Source organism: Bradyrhizobium sp. SYSU BS000235, from assembly GCF_049747295.1.
Taxonomy (GTDB): domain Bacteria; phylum Pseudomonadota; class Alphaproteobacteria; order Rhizobiales; family Xanthobacteraceae; genus Afipia.
Genome location: NZ_JBMHJM010000001.1, coordinates 2,866,387 through 2,883,843, shown reverse-complemented (window position 1 = coordinate 2,883,843; position 17,457 = coordinate 2,866,387). Strand labels below are relative to the sequence as shown.

Annotated in this window: 17 protein-coding genes; 11 read left to right on the top strand and 6 right to left on the bottom strand. The window is 60.2% G+C overall.

The window, feature by feature from the left end:
* Positions 1 to 43 precede the first annotated feature (43 nt).
* Together ACP0KA_RS13450 and ACP0KA_RS13445 are read right to left on the bottom strand one after the other, a co-directional pair.
* Positions 44 to 862 carry a 3'(2'),5'-bisphosphate nucleotidase CysQ gene (locus ACP0KA_RS13450; protein WP_424629267.1) on the bottom strand — a complete coding sequence of 273 codons (819 nt, stop codon included), beginning with the start codon at positions 860 to 862 and terminating at the stop codon, positions 44 to 46.
* Positions 849 to 2,249 carry a TldD/PmbA family protein gene (locus ACP0KA_RS13445; RefSeq protein ID WP_424629266.1) on the bottom strand — a complete coding sequence of 467 codons (1,401 nt, stop codon included), beginning with the start codon at positions 2,247 to 2,249 and terminating at the stop codon, positions 849 to 851. Before ACP0KA_RS13445 ends, ACP0KA_RS13450 begins: the two co-directional genes overlap by 14 nt.
* Positions 2,250 to 2,523: 274 nt before the next feature.
* Here ACP0KA_RS13445 and ACP0KA_RS13440 point away from each other — a divergent pair, with 274 nt between their 5' ends.
* Positions 2,524 to 3,054, top strand: coding sequence for a DUF6101 family protein (locus tag ACP0KA_RS13440; protein ID WP_424629265.1), 531 nt, complete (start codon positions 2,524 to 2,526; stop codon positions 3,052 to 3,054).
* Position 3,055: 1 nt separating this feature from the next.
* On the opposite strand, the gene ubiA is transcribed toward ACP0KA_RS13440, so the two are convergent.
* Together ubiA and ACP0KA_RS13430 are read right to left on the bottom strand one after the other, a co-directional pair.
* Complete coding sequence (gene ubiA / locus ACP0KA_RS13435) at positions 3,056 to 3,988, bottom strand: 4-hydroxybenzoate octaprenyltransferase (RefSeq protein WP_424631591.1); 933 nt, start codon at positions 3,986 to 3,988, stop codon at positions 3,056 to 3,058.
* 189 nt (positions 3,989 to 4,177) lie between these two features.
* Complete coding sequence (locus tag ACP0KA_RS13430; protein ID WP_424629264.1) at positions 4,178 to 4,903, bottom strand: hypothetical protein; 726 nt, start codon at positions 4,901 to 4,903, stop codon at positions 4,178 to 4,180.
* A gap of 164 nt (positions 4,904 to 5,067) precedes the next feature.
* Here ACP0KA_RS13430 and ACP0KA_RS13425 point away from each other — a divergent pair, with 164 nt between their 5' ends.
* The 6 genes from ACP0KA_RS13425 (at position 5,068) to ACP0KA_RS13400 (ending at position 11,050) form a co-directional block, all read left to right on the top strand.
* Positions 5,068 to 5,820: a 16S rRNA (uracil(1498)-N(3))-methyltransferase gene (locus tag ACP0KA_RS13425; RefSeq protein ID WP_424629263.1), complete on the top strand. Its 753-nt coding sequence runs from the start codon at positions 5,068 to 5,070 to the stop codon at positions 5,818 to 5,820.
* Between the two features lie 123 nt (positions 5,821 to 5,943).
* On the top strand, positions 5,944 to 7,086 hold the full coding sequence (locus ACP0KA_RS13420) for an ATP phosphoribosyltransferase regulatory subunit (RefSeq protein ID WP_424629262.1): 1,143 nt from the start codon (positions 5,944 to 5,946) through the stop codon (positions 7,084 to 7,086).
* Entirely contained in the window at positions 7,083 to 8,060 is a 978-nt protein-coding gene (gene hisG, locus ACP0KA_RS13415) for an ATP phosphoribosyltransferase (protein ID WP_424629261.1), read from the top strand. Before ACP0KA_RS13420 ends, hisG begins: the two co-directional genes overlap by 4 nt.
* A 110-nt stretch (positions 8,061 to 8,170) precedes the next feature.
* On the top strand, positions 8,171 to 9,217 hold the full coding sequence (locus tag ACP0KA_RS13410) for a glycosyltransferase family 2 protein (RefSeq protein WP_424631590.1): 1,047 nt from the start codon (positions 8,171 to 8,173) through the stop codon (positions 9,215 to 9,217).
* Positions 9,214 to 10,065 carry a ChbG/HpnK family deacetylase gene (locus ACP0KA_RS13405; protein ID WP_424629260.1) on the top strand — a complete coding sequence of 284 codons (852 nt, stop codon included), beginning with the start codon at positions 9,214 to 9,216 and terminating at the stop codon, positions 10,063 to 10,065. The genes ACP0KA_RS13410 and ACP0KA_RS13405 overlap by 4 nt, the downstream gene beginning before the upstream one ends.
* Positions 10,066 to 10,201: 136 nt before the next feature.
* Positions 10,202 to 11,050, top strand: coding sequence for a DUF2076 domain-containing protein (locus ACP0KA_RS13400; protein WP_424629259.1), 849 nt, complete (start codon positions 10,202 to 10,204; stop codon positions 11,048 to 11,050).
* A gap of 69 nt (positions 11,051 to 11,119) precedes the next feature.
* On the opposite strand, the gene ACP0KA_RS13395 is transcribed toward ACP0KA_RS13400, so the two are convergent.
* Entirely contained in the window at positions 11,120 to 11,926 is an 807-nt protein-coding gene (locus tag ACP0KA_RS13395; RefSeq protein ID WP_424629258.1) for a L,D-transpeptidase, read from the bottom strand.
* A gap of 291 nt (positions 11,927 to 12,217) precedes the next feature.
* Here ACP0KA_RS13395 and ACP0KA_RS13390 point away from each other — a divergent pair, with 291 nt between their 5' ends.
* Positions 12,218 to 13,018: a protein phosphatase CheZ gene (locus ACP0KA_RS13390; RefSeq protein ID WP_424629257.1), complete on the top strand. Its 801-nt coding sequence runs from the start codon at positions 12,218 to 12,220 to the stop codon at positions 13,016 to 13,018.
* Between the two features lie 95 nt (positions 13,019 to 13,113).
* On the opposite strand, the gene ACP0KA_RS13385 is transcribed toward ACP0KA_RS13390, so the two are convergent.
* Complete coding sequence (locus tag ACP0KA_RS13385; protein WP_424629256.1) at positions 13,114 to 13,644, bottom strand: hypothetical protein; 531 nt, start codon at positions 13,642 to 13,644, stop codon at positions 13,114 to 13,116.
* Between the two features lie 325 nt (positions 13,645 to 13,969).
* Between ACP0KA_RS13385 and groES the strand changes: the two genes are divergently transcribed.
* The 3 genes from groES to ACP0KA_RS13370 all read left to right on the top strand — a co-directional run bounded on the left by groES (position 13,970) and on the right by ACP0KA_RS13370 (position 17,440).
* Positions 13,970 to 14,266, top strand: a complete 297-nt coding sequence (gene groES / locus ACP0KA_RS13380; protein WP_424629255.1) for a co-chaperone GroES — start codon at positions 13,970 to 13,972, stop codon at positions 14,264 to 14,266.
* Between the two features lie 149 nt (positions 14,267 to 14,415).
* Positions 14,416 to 16,068 carry a chaperonin GroEL gene (gene groL, locus ACP0KA_RS13375; protein ID WP_424629254.1) on the top strand — a complete coding sequence of 551 codons (1,653 nt, stop codon included), beginning with the start codon at positions 14,416 to 14,418 and terminating at the stop codon, positions 16,066 to 16,068.
* A gap of 166 nt (positions 16,069 to 16,234) precedes the next feature.
* Positions 16,235 to 17,440: a hypothetical protein gene (locus ACP0KA_RS13370; protein ID WP_424629253.1), complete on the top strand. Its 1,206-nt coding sequence runs from the start codon at positions 16,235 to 16,237 to the stop codon at positions 17,438 to 17,440.
* Positions 17,441 to 17,457: the final 17 nt, after the last annotated feature.

The window sequence follows — 17,457 nt, the reverse complement described above, 5'->3', positions numbered from 1 at the left end:
AATACAGGAACATGAATTGAAACACCAAAACGCTACGCGAGCATTACTCGATCGGATTTTTCCGAAAGTGCTCAACTATATGCGTGTGGCGCGCATGCCCCGCCGCCACCAGCAACCCATGGCGAACATCGTGGCCATTATAAACCAGACGTTCCCCGGCCAGTGTGGTCATTTCCCCGCCCGCTTCGTGCACGATTAAGTCAGCCGCTGCAAGGTCCCAGTCACGGCTGTTACCGGCTGCGAAAGCAGCATCCAGTGTCCCTTGCCCCACCCGGACAAGGCGCAGCGCCAAAGAGCCGATTCGCGGATGCAACGATTCTCCGGACGGTATGGTTTTCAACCGCTCAACCAACGGTTTGGGGCCGGCAATCCTTGAAAAACTGATGGTATCGCCGGTCGAGGCCGAAATTCGGGCATCGTTCAACACCGCGCCCCTGTCTCGGGTCGCAAAAAAGAACTCATCGCTGGCTGGGGCAAATACCGCGCCGAGAAGCGGAAATCCATTTTCCACCAGCGCCACGCTCACGGACCAGTCGTTCTGCTGGGCCAGATAAGCCCGTGTTCCATCGATCGGATCAACGATCCACGTCAGCGATTTATCAAGGCGGGATGTGTCGTCGGCACTCTCCTCGGACAACCAGCCGTAATCCGGCGTGACGGATCGCAAACGCGCCTCGATCAAGTCGTTGACGGCGATGTCGGCCTCCGACACCGGCGACGTCGCTCCCTTGGTCCAGGTCTTCAGCTCGGTCCGAAAAAGACGAAGCGCCAGAGCGCCCGCCTCTCGCACGGTGTCGGCGAGCAGCGCAGCATCGCGGGACAGATGACTTCTGTTGGAAACCTCGGGCTCAGCGTCCGGCAAGCGTCAGGCCCTCGATACGCACGGTCGGCGCATTGACGCCATACTTGAATTCAAGGTCGCTGGCCGGGGTCATCGACTTGAAGATGTCGAACAGGTGTCCGGCAATCGTCACTTCACTGACCGCATAAGTCAGTTGGCCATTCTCGATCCAGAATCCGGCTGCGCCGCGGCTGTAGTCACCTGTGACTCCGTTGACGCCCGAGCCGATCAGATCCGTGACGTAGAAACCTTCCTTGATGTCGGACATCAACTCAGCAGGAGACATTTTGCCTGCTTCAAGATGCAGATTGTAGGCACCCGGCGACGGCGACGACGAAACCCCGCGATGGGCATGTCCCGTGGTCTTCAGTCCAAGTTCACGGGCTGTCGCGGAATCGAGCAGCCATGACGTCAGAACGCCGCCGTCGATAATCGCGAGTTTCTTGACCGCGACACCTTCCGCGTCGAACGATTGCGAACGCAATCCACGCACGCGCAGCGGATCGTCGACAATACGAATGCTCGCGTCGAAGAGCTGTTTCCCCAGACTGTCCTTGAGGAAACTGGTCTTGCGGGCGATCGATGCACCATTCGCAGCACCGACGACATGTCCAACCAATGAACCGGAGACGCGGGGATCGAAAACAATCGGCACTTTGCATGTCGCGACTTTGCGCGGGTTCAGCCGCGCGACTGCGCGTTCGGCTGCGAGCCGGCCCACGCTGTTTGGCGATGTCAGATCGGAGGCGTGAAGTGCAGACGTAAAATCATAATCGCGCTCCATGCCGGTGCCCTCGCCGGCGATCGCCGTCATCGAGATGCTGTGGCTTGAACGCAGATAAGAACCGTGAAATCCGGTGCTGGTGACCAGCACCATGCCGCCGATACCGGCCGACGCGGAGGCACCACTGGACTTTGAAACACCCTTGACGACGAGAGCGGCGGCTTCGGCTTCCTGAGCACGGCGTTCCAGCTCATCGATGGACGGCACCTTCGGATCCAGCAAATCGAGATCCGGGAACTGTCTCGCGAGCAACGCCTGATCGGCAAGACCGACAAACTCATCGTCCGGCGCAACCTTCGCCATCGCCACGGCGCGCTCGGCGAGTTGTGCGACATTGTCCCCGCGAATGTCGCTGGTCGACACCACTGCCTGACGCTTTCCAACGAAAACGCGCAGACCCACATCGTCGCCTTCCGAACGTTCGCTCTCCTCAACCTTGCCATCGCGCACTTCCACGCCTTGCGAGACGCCGCGCACGGCGACTGCGTCTGCAGCATCCGCACCTGCGCGCTTGGCGGCTTCCACCAGCCTTTGCGCCAAGGCGCTCAGCGCGGTCTGGTCGAGTAAATCCGATGTCGGAGATTTCGGAGAAGACGACAACGATGCGTTTGGTGAAGAGATCACGAACAAATTCCCGGGGCTTGGAGGCGAATGGGAGAAATCATCAGATGTGCCTGTTTTACGCGGACTTCAAGCACTTTTGGAACAGGAAAGAAAAGATATTTCAGCGCTTCGGCAAGGTCTCGTCAATCATCTCCGCCAAGGAGTCGTCAATCATGCGAAGTGAAGGAATGCGGGTCAGAGACGATTAACCAGCCTTCTTAAGTGAATTCGGACGCGGCTCTGGCAATCTCCTCGCATCGACCGGGAACATAATTCCGGCGTGGGAGATAAAACCGTGAGGCGTCAATTCGGAGTCGGTGGGGTGCAACCCGCCGGGTCGGGCTGCAGCTTGCAGCTCGACCCCCATTCTTTGCCTGTCAGCTTTGAAGCGCGCGATGGCCGCGCTGATGGCGGCATCCGGCATATCGAAATCAATCGCGAACGTGTCGTGGTGCGGCGTGCCGTCAGCGGCATTCGCATGGCGGTCAATCTTCGCATCAATGAGTTTCTCGGCATTGCCTGTCGCGCGACTGACGACGCGCAAGCGCTCGTCCTGGTCCATCGCGATCCGTCATTGTCGGTGCCCCTGCTCGTCACATCAGACAGCGTCCAGCTCGAGCGCGGCTGGCAGATGTGGAGTGAAATGTTTGCCCTGCCGCAGATCGAAGAGGAGAGCGACGTGGTCCGCGAGCCTGCGACGCGTCGTCGTCGCCACAACGTCATCAAATGTCGCCGTCCGAAATTCCTGGTCCGCCGGAAGGCCGGCCGCGCGCAGCCCGAAACGTCGGTTTATCGCGGCGAGCGCGAGATCATCGCGCGCAACTGATTTAGACTGCTCGCAGTACCGCGTCCGCGAGCAGTCCACCAAACAGCAATAGCCCGGCATTCCTGTTGGATTTAAACAGCCGCAGGCACAGCGGCGAGTTGCCGATCTCGATGGTGCGAACCTGCCAGCCGAGATGCACAGCAAAGGCCGCGAGACCGCTCCACGCCAACCAGCGCGATCCGCCTTGCCACAAGGCAATACCGATGAAGAAGACTGCGAGGCTGTAGAAGATCGTCAGCGCCATCTTCGTCCGTTCACCGAACAACAAAGCTGTCGACTTGATGCCGATCAGCACGTCATCTTCGGTATCCTGATGAGCGTAGATCGTGTCATACGCGATCACCCACGAAATCGAACCGATGTAGAGCGCGAGTGCCGCGACATCGATACGTTCGAGAATGACAGCAAAGCCCATCAGCGCGCCCCACGAAAATGCGAGGCCGAGCACGGATTGTGGCCAATAGGTGATGCGCTTCATGAAAGGATAAATCGCGACCACAAGCAGCGAACTTATCCCTGTGATGATCGCGAAAAGATTGAATTGCAGAAGCACCAAGAGACCGGTCAGCGCCTGCGCCAAGAGAAAGAGAGCTGCCTGGGTCACCGTGACCTGGCCCGCGGGGATCGGTCGCGATCGGGTGCGCTCGACGCTCGCGTCAAGCTTGCGGTCGGTAATGTCGTTCCAGGTGCACCCCGCGCCACGCATGACGATCGCGCCGATCAAAAACAGCACAAGCACACTCGGCAGTGATCGAAGATCTCCTGCAATGCCGGCTGCGAGCGCGGCGGACCACCAGCACGGCAACAACAGCAGCCACCACCCGATCGGACGATCGGAACGTGCCAGCCGCAGATAAGGCCGTGCCCACAGCGGCGCGTGGGTGTCCACCCAGTTCGACGTCGCGTCTGCGACGGGGGTCGCCGCGTTGCTCATGGCCGGTCCGTTATACGAGTGGAGTGGATTTGACATTCGCTGCCCACCTTACCGCAAGCTCTGGAAGCGAATGTCAAATCCAAAACTCCACTCGAACTTTAATGCTGCTAGTGGTCCTTTTGATTCTAACATTTGCAAACGCACCAGTCGAAACGGGATGCAAATGTTAGACTCGGACCACTAGGCCGACTATCGGGCGAGCACGTTACCACTTAGAGTATCGAACGTGCTGCCGCCTCCGCGCTTGGGAGTGGGCTTTGCTTCCGGCAATGCGGCTGATCCCAGCACGTCGCTCAGGCTAGGACCTGCAGGACCTTGCTGCATCTGGGCCGCCACCGCGCAGACCTTGGTCTGCAATTTCTCGGTGTTGACGTGGCCCTTCTTCATCTGGTCACTGACCTGAGGCGGAATACCGCACTTCTTCGCGTGACTCTCCACGAACTTGATCATCTTGAGTTCGGCCTGAGAGAAATTGCTGATCAATTTACAGGCTTCCGTCGGCGGCGCCTTGCGCTTGCCAGCCGCCTGGATCAGCTTTGCCTTCTCCTCGGCATCCTTGCGCAACGGCAGGAAGCCATTTTGGCATTCTTCCGCTCCGGGCGGCGGTCCAGACGGCGGACCACCAAACCCGCCACCGCCAATCGGCGGAGCGCCGGTCGAGAACGCGCTTGGCGAAGGAGGCGGAGCCGCCCTGGGCGCGCCCATCGCGCCATTCACCGGCGGGAACGGAGAAGAACTACCATTCACAGGGGGAAACGGAGAAGAACTGCCATTGACAGGGGGAAACGGCGACGCGGCAGGCGCAGCAGCCTGACCCGGCAACGGCGCAGGAAATGCGCCTTGCGCGCGGACCTCGGCAACATGCGCAATGAATGCGGCCGCAGCCAACGATATGATCAGACGATGAGTGATCACGGATTTTCCTCCGGCGGGTCCTGACGTCCCCAAAAGGCGACTTTCTACGATTCCCGCCACTCCTTAACAACCCGTGGAATTTGGCAGCAGCGCGGCATTTGGTTCCACAGGCGGCTGATAATCAGGCGCCAATGGGTTAGAAGTCCCCATTCAAGGAAAGTTCAATGCCGAAATTCGATGCCCGCACGCCGCGCCTTTTTGTCGAGCCTCCGTTGGCCGCAGGTGTCGGGATTCCGCTCGATCGCGACCAGACCAATTATCTCGGCAATGTGCTGCGTCTCGCGGCTGGCGACACCGTGCGCGTATTTAATGGGCGCGACGGCGAGTGGGAGGCGACTCTGGCCGGCCGCAAACGGCCCGATCGCGCTGAGATCGTCAGCCAGATACGCCCACAGGATCGATTGCCCGATCTGCACTACGTGTTCGCACCTCTGAAACATGCACGGCTCGACTACATGGTTCAGAAAGCCGTCGAAATGGGCGCTTCGGCGCTGTGCCCTGTCACCACCCGCTTCACGCAAGCGACGCGCGTCAACACGGATCGCATGAGGGCAAACGTCATAGAAGCTGCGGAACAATGCGGAATTCTGAGCTTGGCCGAGGTTCGCGAGCCTGAGCCGCTTGAACGGTATCTGGGCCAGCGTGGTGATGGTCGTCTGCTGGTGTTTTGCGATGAGGAAGCCCCTGACAGCGACCCTGCCGTAGCCCTATCCCGTGCGCGCAAGGACGGCTTGGGCGGTACTGACGTCCTGATTGGACCCGAGGGCGGCTTTGCCGAGGAGGAACGCATGCTGCTGTTGAAGCAGCCGGGGGTGGTGCGGCTGGCGCTTGGCCCGCGTATCCTCAGAGCGGACACCGCCGCCGTGGCGGCTTTAGCCCTCGTGCAGACGGCACTGGGTGACTGGGGACCGGCCTGATGCACGCAATAGTTGCATGATCCGGAATTCTCATTAAGCCACTTTCGGAATCGTCGTCGAAACATAGGCTTGGCCATGTTAAGGGACGCCCGATTCACACGTTGACCCCTGATGGATATCAAAATGAGCCAGACCAGTGCCGCAACCGCGACCGGGTCCGCCGCACCGGCGGAGGCCTTGCTGCAGTCCTTTGCGCAGGCTGGCTATATCCATGCCCGCCCGCCCATCCTGCAGCCGGCCGAGCCGTTTCTCGACCTGTCCGGTGAGGACATCCGCAAAAGTCTCTATCTGACGACCGACGCGAGTGGCGACGAACTGTGCCTGCGGCCCGACCTGACCATTCCGGTGGCGCGGAACTATCTCGCCTCGAACCGCGCCGGACAGCCTGCTGGATTTTATTACCTCGGTCCGGTGTTCCGATACCGCGGAGGCCAAACCAGCGAATTCAATCAGGCCGGGGTCGAATCGTTCGGCCGTCAGGACCGCGCCGCAGCCGATGCCGAGATGCTGGCGCTGGGCCTGGAAACGACGGCCGCTTTCGGCGTCAACGATATCGATATTCGCACCGGCGACGTGGCTCTGTTCACGGCGTTGATCGATGCGCTCGATCTCTATCCCGTGTGGAAGCGGCGCCTGCTCAAGGATTTCAACCGCAAGATCAGCCTGGCACAGGATCTCGAGCGCCTGACGCTGGAAACCGGCAAAACCCGCAATGAATACGAGGGCGTGCTCGCCGCGCTCGCAGGCTCCGACCGCAAAGCCGCGCTGGCCCTCGTCACCGACCTGATGTCGATCGCCGGCACGAGCAATGTCGGCGGGCGCACGGTTGCGGAGATCGCCGATCGTTTCCTTGAGCAATCAACACTCAAAGGCGGATCGCTGCCACGCGACGCGCTGCAACTGATTGAACGCTTCCTCGGCATAGCAGGCGAGCCGGACGAGGCCGCCGCACAACTGCGCGCACTCGCCTCGGATGCGAAGCTCGATCTCAATGCCGCGATCGACCTGTTTGAAAGCCGCACCGGCTTCATGGCGGCGCGCGGTATCGACACCACCACGATCAGGTTCTCCACGTCGTTCGGTCGCGGCCTCGACTACTACACAGGCTTCGAATTCGAGTTGCACCGGAAGAACAATGGCACGGAGCCATTGGTCGGCGGAGGCCGCTATGACGGCCTGCTGACGCGGCTCGGTGCCCGCGCCCCCATTCCCGCTGTCGGCTTCTCCATCTGGATCGAAGCTCTCTCACAAGGAAGCGCGTCATGACCGCGCCGTTTGTTGTTGCTGTTCCCTCCAAAGGCCGTTTGCAGGAAAACGCTGAAGCGTTCTTCGCGCGCGCTGGCCTCACGCTCGCCAAACCGCGAGGCGCACGTGAATATCGCGGCACCATTGCCGGCCTCGACAATGTCGAGATCGCTTATCTTTCGGCGAGCGAGATTGCCGCGCAACTCGCGCGCGGTGCGGTTCATCTCGGCATTACCGGCGAAGACCTGATCCGCGAGAACATTCATGACGCCGATAAGCGCGTCATGCTGATCGACAGCCTCGGCTTCGGCAGCGCCAACGTGGTAGTCGCCGTGCCGCAGGCGTGGATCGACGTTCGCACCATGGCTGACCTGGACGATGTCGCCACGTCGTTTCGCGCCCGGCACAATCACCGCATGCGGGTGGCAACCAAATACATCAATCTGACGCGCAACTTCTTCGCGACCCAGGGCGTCGTCGATTACCGGATTGTCGAAAGTGCAGGCGCGACGGAAGGCGCACCTGCGGCCGGCACGGCTGAACTGATCGTGGACATCACCACAACCGGCGCTACGCTTGCCGCCAACGGCTTGAAGGTCCTTGACGACGGCGTGATGCTGCGCAGTCACGCCAATCTGGTGGCTTCGCGCGATGCCGACTGGTCACCACAAGCGCGAGAGACCGCACGGGTCATTCTCGATCACATTGCCTCAAGCGCCCGCGCCCGCAAGTACAAGGAAGTTCGCACCCGCTTTGCTGGCTGCAACGCGGAGCTTCTTGCAGAGGCCCACAGCCGTTTCGGCGTGGTCTCCCCGTTCGGAGGGCCAACGTCATCCGGCATGGTGACACTGCACTGCCCGCCGTCACACCTGTATGCGCTGGGGAGCTTCTTGCGCGAACGCGGTGCGGAAACCGTTTCAATCGCATCGCTGGAATATGTGTTCGACCGCGAGAATCCGCTGTTCGCCAAGCTCGAGGTGTTCTTAGGACAGTAGATCTCGGGGGACGCGAGTCTTGCGGCACTGCACCAAAGCTGCACAGCCTGTAGCGACGCACATGACAATTCCCATATGATTAAAGGGACTGTTTTGGAAACGGATCGATGATGCTCGGCGCTGGTGTTTCAGATTTGTCAGGCGGGGACCTGCGCGCTCCGGCGGCGCAGGGACTGTCGATTGTGGTTCCGGTGTTCAACGAAGCCGTGGGACTGTCGCGCTTGCATGACCGCCTGTCTGCGCTCGCGGAGAGCTTGAAAGAGCGTTATGGCCTCGCTTGCGAAGTGGTTTACATCGATGACGGCAGCACCGATGGAACGCTCGATGTCGCACGAGGCCTGATCCCCGATCATCTCGACGTCCAGGTGGTTTCACTGTCCCGGAACTTCGGCAAGGAAGCCGCCCTCATGGCGGGGCTCGATCATGCCCGTCGCGGCGCGGTTCTGTTCATGGACGGCGACGGTCAACATGCGCCGGAACTGGTGCAGCGGCTGGTGAGCCACTGGATCGATGACGGCTTCGATGTCGTCTACACGGCCAAAGCCAACCGCGACAATGAATCTACGCTGCGCCGCTTCGGCGTGCGCACCTTCTACACGCTGATCAACTGGGGGAACCGGCAGAAGATACCGGAAGACGCCGGCGATTTCCGTCTGCTGTCGCCACGCGCCGCCGCCGCCTTGCGGCAACTGCCCGAGCGCAACCGTTTCTTCAAGGGCCTCGCGAGCTGGATCGGCTTCAGGCAAATTCGTGTCGACTATGAACCTGATGCACGCGCGCACGGCGTCACGACATTCAACGCCGGTCGTCTGCTGGGATTGTCGATCGAAGGGCTGACGTCGTTCTCGGTCGCCCCGCTGCGCATCGCCAGCCTTCTCGGGCTGTTGCTGGCGTTCGTTGCCTTCCTGTTTGGCCTGTCCATCTTGTGGGAGACCATCATCGACGGCAAATCGGTACCTGGCTATCCCTCCCTCGTGGTCGGATTGATGACCATCGGCGGCGTGCAGCTTGTCATGATCGGCGTCGTCGGCGAGTACATCGGAAAGATCTTGTCTGAGATTAAGGCACGTCCGATCTATTTCGTTGCCGAGCACAGCATCAAGAGCGTCGATTCCACCTCGGCTCTCGACAACCCGTCGCGGACTGCCGCTGAATGAGCCAGAACGCTCCGCTCCGCCGCATCTGGCTGTGCGCCGACGATTATGGGATGGCTCCGGGAGTCAATCGCGCAATCCGCGACTTGATCAAGCTGAAGCGGATCAATGCGACGTCTGTCATGGTTGTGGGACCGGCGATCGACCGGACAGAGGTCGATTCACTGAAGCAGGAATTGGCGAACAATCCAGATTGCGCGTTGGGACTGCACGCCACGCTGACCGCGCCATTCCATCCCCTGACCATGCATTTCCGGCCGCTCGATGGCGGACGCTTTCTGTCGGTGGGTAATACGCTGCAAGCGACCCTGCTGCGCAGGTTTGATCGCGAGATGGTGCAGGCTGAGTTGCTGGCACAAATCATGGCCTTCAAAGAATTGTTCGGCCGGGCGCCCGACTACGTTGACGGCCATCAGCACGTGCAATTGTTTCCGCAGATCCGCGACGTCTTCATCGCCGTTGTCAAAGCCAATGCGCCGCAAGCCTGGGTCCGCCAGTGTGGCCGCCCTTTGCCGGTCAAGCAGCGTCTCGGCAATCCAAAAGCGCTGTTACTTGATATCCTGAGCGAGACGTTCCGCAAGCGCTGCAACACCGCAGGCGTCGCGTACAATCCCGGCTTCGCCGGTGCCTACGACATGGTGCGTGGCGGTGATTTCGCCGCGGCAATGACCGGTTTTCTCCAAGGGCTTCCCGATCAGGGTCTGGTGATGTGCCATCCCGGTTTCGTGGACGAGACGTTACTCAGTCTTGACGACGTCATCGATCAGCGCGAGCGGGAATTCGGATTTTTGTCCGGCGATGATTTCCCGCGGCTGCTGTCAGCCAGCAATGCGACGCTGTCACGAAGTTGAGAGTGCCCGGCTAAGTCGTTTTGTCGCACCCAGACGATGAACTTGCGCAAATTTAATCCGGTCCGGGACTTACCCCGTCATATTGCAGGCATACATCTTGGCCCGCATTCGAATGCCGGATGCTGAGGAGGATACGATGACGCCGCAGGAACGCCAGCTGATCGACGATCTGTTCGACCGTCTTGCCAAACTTGAAACCTCACCTCGGGATCCCGACGCGCAAGCCGCGATCGCGGACGGTCTGCGCCGCGCGCCGAATGCCGTTTATGCGCTGGTTCAGACGGTGCTGGTGCAGGACGAGGCGCTCAAGCAAGCCGAGGCCCACATCAGAGAACTGGAAGAAGGACATCAGCCGCAGCAGCAATCCGGCGGCTTTCTAGACAGCATGCGCGATTCGCTGCGCGGACCATCACGCGGATCGGTGCCGAACGTGCGGCCGGGTGAGAGCGATGCCCCGCGGGCCGCGGTCTGGAATACGGGCCAGACCGGCTATCAGCCCGATCCCCGGGCGAGCGCTGACTTCCGCCAGGGCAATCCGGGCGGCGGCTTCGGCGGTGGGCTGTTCGGTGGCGGCAACCAAATGGGCGGCAACCCGGGTGGCGCCCCAGGCGGAGGCGGCGGATCGTTTCTCGGAACGGCTGCGGCAACTGCAGCCGGCGTGATCGGCGGATCCATGCTGATGAACAGCATTCGCGGCATGATGGGCGGCAGCGGACATCAGCAGTCGTTCGGTGACACCGCCAGCAGCACCAAGAGCCCGTGGGACAACAATAACAATACCCAGTCCGGCGGCGACCTGGCCCGCGATGCGGGCCTGAATGACGTGGGTAAGAGCGGGCGCGACGACAACTCCCGTCAGAGCCTTGCCGACAACGCGTCGTATGATCAGAACAACGACAACGACGATGATTATGACAACAACGATGATGACGACGACTATGATAGCGATGATGATGGCGGTTCGGACGACAGCGATTTCGCCTGATCGGCGTCCCTGAAATAAAAACGGCCGCTGTCATGAGCGGCCGTTTTTCGTTTATCACGTTCCGTTTTCTTACATCACGACGACACGGGTACCGACGTTCACCCGACCGTAAAGATCGATGACGTCCTGGTTGCGCATCCGGATGCAGCCCGACGACACGGCGGTGCCGATCGTCCAAGGCTCGTTCGAACCATGGATGCGGTAAAGCGACGAGCCGAGATACATGGCGCGGGCGCCAAGCGGGTTTTCGGGACCACCCTCCATGTGACGCGGCAGATCAGGACGACGCTTGAGCATTTCCGCCGGCGGTGTCCATGCCGGCCATTCCTTCTTGGCAGAGATGGTCTTTACGCCAGCCCATGCAAAACCGGGCTTACCGACCCCGATGCCATAGCGCAGCGCTTTACCGTTCCCCTGCACGAGATAGAGAAACTTGTTCGGCGTATCGATCACGATGGTGCCGGGTGACTGCCTGCCGTCATATTCAACAAGTTGCTTTTCGTATTTCGGATCGAACCCTTGGCTCGCCGGCTCGACCGATTCCTGGCGCATGGCATCCTGAGGATCCATCGGCGGCAAACCGCTGCGATAGCCGGGCATCGGTGCATAGCGTGGCTGCTGCTCGTAGCGCGGCGGCGCATATCCAGGATCACCCGACTGACCGCCGCTGAACAGGAATTCGATGAACCCGCCGCCCATATTCGATCGGTCGTTATAAGCGACGCGGATCGGCATCGGCGGATTCACCGGCGTTTGTGAATAGATCACGCGAGGCTCCGATACCGGAGCTTCGCCATCAATTGCGAAAGCTTGCAAGGAGCTGACGCCAAGCAGCGACGCGCCTGCGACGAGCGCGAGGGAGATATTTCTGAACATCGACGTACTCTGTACTGTTTCGTCGTTGACGCGCGGGATGGCGCGCCTGAACACGCGCCATTTAAATTTCGAAACGCATCGGTTTGGTAAACGGAGACAGCTTTGAGATTCACCACGTCGGCAATTCGAGTCTGTTCTTTCGACTAGCGTTTATTTTCGATGAATGCCGGGCGCCCATGGTTAATCATCGGTGAGCGAGGGAAGATACGAATTCTGCAACTCGTTCCTCCGCATGAACTTCGCGTTAAATGAAGCCGAGTACAAAGGTTCCATCAGGGAGTGGAATAACCGATGGCTATTCAGCGTAGACGTTTCCGTATTGAAGAAAACCAATCCGGCGGCATGCCGGTTTTTGATGAAGTCGAGACCAGCGTCCCCGTTGCAGGCCACGACGCTTCCTCCAGCCATCACCGCGAGGTCATGAGCGAGCTGCGAGCCATTCGCGCGCAGATGGCCACGCCGTCGCGCGCGCCACAGGGCGACGCCTCTGGCGATGACCCTGTATCAACCGAACAGTTGGACGACGCCAAGAAGCTTCTTGATACCTATCGCGCTCAGATCGAGCAGTGCGAGAAGCTGAAGGTCGAACTCGACCTCATCCACGATGCCATCAGTCGGACCAAGCAGGAAATCGCCGTACTCCACGGCGGGAGCTTCAGCGGCGATGAGATGGCCAAGGTGACGGGCGAACTCGGCGCGGTCGTCGGCGGCACCGAGGAAGCGACCCAGCAGATCCTCGAAGCTGCAGAAGCCATCGATCACGCGGCCAGCGCGCTGACCAAAATGACCTCGCCTGATCAGCAGGCGCAGCTCAGCGAAGACATTCAGGAGCGTGTTGTGGCAATTTTCGAGGCCTGCAACTTCCAGGACCTCACCGGCCAGCGCATCAGCAAAGTGATGACCACGATGAAATTCATCGAGCATCATATCAATGTCATGATGGACATCTGGGGCGGCGTGGACGCGATCAAGGTGCATGCTCCGGCAATTATCGACACGCGCGTCGGCGATGCCCGCCTTCTGAACGGCCCGAAAGGCCTGGACGACGAAGGCCACGTATCGCAAGACGATATCGACGCCCTCTTCGACTAAAAATATCGGGAACTAAAAATATCAGGGCGGAGGGCCAAAATGGCCTTCCGCCCTGATTTTATTTGCGCAGATCTGTTTTGACGTAAATCCGGCGCCTATGCGCGCGGCGCGCAGCGGACGTAAATCGAGGTTCCGTAGCGGCTGGCCGCATCCTTGTCGATAAACCGCGTAATCAGCACACGGCCGTCGAACGAAACGATCTCGCGATCCTTTTCCCCGCCTGCCGGGCCGGCCGGACCGATGTAGTTCTTGCCGCTCTGGCTGCCTTTCAGCCGCAGCTCCTGTGGGGTGGCCTCGTCGGCCAGATGCATGATCACGCCGCCGGACGAGCCCTGCCCGATCACATAGGGATTTTTGCACTGTCCACGGGCCGCGGCTTCAGTACGCGCCCGGTCTTCCGGCTTGTGATACGCTGCATATCCCCAGCGGCCGACGATCTCGTCGGCGCGAATGGTCGATGGAAGTTCGGGAGCGACTGCCGGTTCCTCGACCGTGGGCTGCGTGCTTCCGCCGAAACCACCGAATCCGCCCAGACCCCCGCCACCGCCGCACGCACCAAGGAAGCCCGACAGGACTGTGACAGTTATGATATTGGCGATGGCACGAAAGCGAATTGGTTTGGTCATGTTGTCTCCCGGCAAATAGCCCTTGCTCCGTTCGGCCTAATCGAACGCACGGCTCGTACGCTATGGCTTGATTGGTTGTGCCCTTGTCCCTGGTTTCCAAAGTCCCCTGGCTTCCAGATCATCCTATATTGGCCTCACCAAGGCCTTAAGGGCTTGCTTGACAGGATCGGCGGCAACCCATATTCCCGAGCTGTCTTTAGCACTCTTGGAGCGTGATTGCTAAGGGGTACGGCGTCATCCCTGATCGGGTTGCTTAGCGCCATTATCCACGGCTCGCGCTCAGCCGCACGTCAAATCTTTCAAACAAAAGCCCAAAGGACATCCGATGGCCAAGACAACATTTCGCCCGCTGCATGACCGCGTCGTCGTCAAGCGTATCGACGCCGAAGAAAAAACCAAGGGCGGCATCATTATTCCGGACACTGCCAAGGAAAAGCCTTCGCAGGGTCAGGTCGTTGCCGTTGGCCTCGGCGGCCGCGACGAAGCAGGCAAGCTGATCCCGATCGACCTCAAGGTCGGCGACAAGGTGCTGTTCGGAAAATGGTCCGGCACCGAGGTGAAGCTCGATGGCGAGGAACTCCTCATCATGAAGGAGTCGGACATCATGGGTGTCCTGAGCTAAGGCCGCCACTTATCCCCGGAGCTTGCGCACGGCGAAAGCCCCGAAGGACAAACTTCCTACTGCAATCACATCGGCCGCCATCCTTAGAGGCACGCGCACAAGCGCTTCCCTCAGGATGGCGGAACCCATAATCACCAGGAGATATTTCCATGGCTGCCAAGGACGTCAAATTCTCAGGCGACGCACGTGACCGCATGCTGCGCGGCGTCGATATTCTCGCCAATGCCGTCAAGGTCACGCTTGGCCCGAAGGGCCGCAATGTCGTGATCGACAAGAGCTTCGGCGCACCGCGCATCACCAAGGACGGCGTCACCGTCGCCAAGGAGATCGAGCTCGAGGACAAGTTCGAGAACATGGGCGCGCAGATGCTGCGCGAAGTCGCCTCCAAGACCAATGACACCGCTGGCGACGGCACCACCACTGCTACGGTGCTGGCACAAGCGATCGTGCGTGAGGGCGCGAAGTCGGTTGCCGCCGGCATGAACCCGATGGACCTCAAGCGCGGCATCGACATTGCGGTTGCCGCCGTGGTCAAGGACATCGAAAAGCGCGCTAAGCCGGTCGCCTCTTCCTCCGAAGTCGCCCAGGTCGGCACGATTTCCGCCAATGGCGACTCGAACATCGGCAAGATGATCGCGCAGGCCATGCAGAAGGTCGGCAACGAAGGCGTCATCACCGTTGAAGAAGCCAAGTCGCTCGACACCGAAGTCGATATCGTCGAGGGCATGCAGTTCGACCGCGGCTATCTTTCGCCCTATTTCGTCACCAATCCGGAAAAGATGACCGCTGAATTGGAAGACGCCTATGTTCTGCTGCACGAGAAGAAGCTCTCCGGCCTTCAGGCCATGCTTCCGGTGCTCGAGGCGGTGGTTCAGACCGGCAAGCCGCTGCTGATCATCGCTGAAGACATTGAAGGCGAAGCACTCGCCACCCTCGTCGTCAACCGTCTGCGTGGCGGCCTCAAGGTTGCAGCCGTGAAGGCTCCGGGCTTCGGCGATCGCCGCAAGGCCATGCTGGAAGACATCGCGATCCTCACCGGCGGTCAGCTCATTTCCGATGACCTCGGCATGAAACTGGAAAGCGTCACCGTGAAGATGCTCGGCCGTGCAAAGAAGGTCGTCATCGACAAGGAAAACACCACCATCGTCAACGGTGCCGGCAAGAAGGCCGACATCGAAGCGCGGGTGAACCAGATCAAGGCACAGGTCGAGGAAACCACCTCGGACTACGACCGCGAGAAGCTCCAGGAGCGTCTGGCCAAGCTCGCCGGCGGCGTCGCGATCATCCGCGTCGGCGGTGCGACCGAGATCGAAGTGAAGGAAAAGAAGGATCGCGTCGAAGACGCGCTCAACGCGACCCGCGCAGCCGTGCAGGAAGGTATCGTCCCCGGCGGCGGCACCGCCCTGCTTCGCGCCAAGAAGGCTGTCGGCCGTATCACCAACGACAACTCCGACGTCCAGGCCGGCATCAACATCGTGCTGAAGGCACTGGAAGCTCCGATCCGCCAGATCTCGGAAAACGCCGGTGTTGAAGGCTCCATCGTTGTCGGCAAGATCCTCGACAACAAGACCGAAACCTTCGGCTTCGACGCACAGACCGAAGAGTACGTCGACATGGTCGCCAAGGGCATCATCGATCCCGCCAAGGTGGTTCGTACCGCTCTGCAGGACGCAGCCTCGGTTGCAGGCCTTTTGGTCACCACCGAAGCCATGGTTGCCGAGCTGCCGAAGGAAGCAGCACCTGCGATGCCTGGTGGCGGCGGAATGGGTGGTATGGGCGGAATGGGTGGTATGGGCTTCTAAGCCCACCATCGCGCCTCAGATACCAAAGGCCGCCTTCGGGCGGCCTTTTTTATTGTCTGACCTCTTTGTTATCGGACGTCCAAAAAACCGCGCGACAATTCATCCGGCTTTTGAGATTGTGCGACCTCCGATGATCCGCCCTCTCCATCGAATCAGGTTGAAGCCCATGCGCAAATTGATGATTGGTTGTGCCGTCGCCCTCGCGGGTGCAACCTCATGGACCCTGGTGCATGCGCAAACCAAGGACAACGGCAAGCCTGCGGCTGGAACAGCGGACACGCGTTATTTCTCCTCGCTTGGGGATTTGCTTGGCGATCTGCCGGTGGACGCGTTCATCAAGGAAACCCGCCAAGGCGGCAAGCTGGTCTCGGCCGTGCTCGACGTTTGCTATTCGGTTTCCGCGACCTCCGACCGCAAGGATCGCTTTGCCATCGACCTGAAGCCTGACGGCGAAAAACTGACCGGCTCCGGGCAAAGCACGGAAAACCACACGCCTGTCACGATCAATCTCACCCGCAAACAGAGCGGGAAGTCCTTCACGTTCGGCGGCAAGATCACGCTGGGCAATCTCGTGTCGACGATCAACTCACCGGACAATGCCGACATCGATGAAGACGAATTCCAGCAATCGCAAGTCGTGGACGACGATCTTGTCGAAAGCCCGAAGGACTTCACGCAAGTGTCGCCGCAATCGGTGGCGGTGAGGATCAGGCGCGAAGGCTTCATCGATCTGATCAAAAGCTTGAAGGGCCAAAATGTTCAGGTCGCGCTCGACAGCATTGCGACCGACTGCAACGCGTTGCGAACGGGCCAGCAAGTGTTGCGCGTGCTGGTCGATCCCGCCAAAGCCCCTGCGCTCGTCAGTACGTTGAAAACCGCACCAGGCGCCGTTTCCGCGGGCTGGACCACCGGCACATACGACATGGAGCGCGCCATTCGTTTTTCGGGAGCCGAATGGACCGAAGCCGGCAAGCTGAACAAGGATAAATTTGCTGCTGCTCTGTCCAACATTGCCGCCAAGGTGTTGGGGGCGAAGCCTCTCGCGTCGAGCTGGAACGACACCACCGGCGAACTGACCTTCGCAGTCGCGCGGCCCAGCCAACTGGCGCCGGCACTTGAACTCACCGAAACGCTGGAGATGACGGCGCTGGTCAGCCCCGACAAACCGGGATCAAGCGACCGCATGGTCGTCTGGTTGGGGGTGCCTTCCACCAAGACCACCGATGAAACGGCGGGGCCGCATCTGCAAATCACGGAGAACTCAGGCGGCGATGAAGAAAGCACCTACAACGACGATGACGGACTGATCAAAGCGCTCGCCACCGAACTGAAGGGACAGCGCTGGGATAGCGACAAGGCGTCCTGGAAATAATGCGCTCCACAGCATCC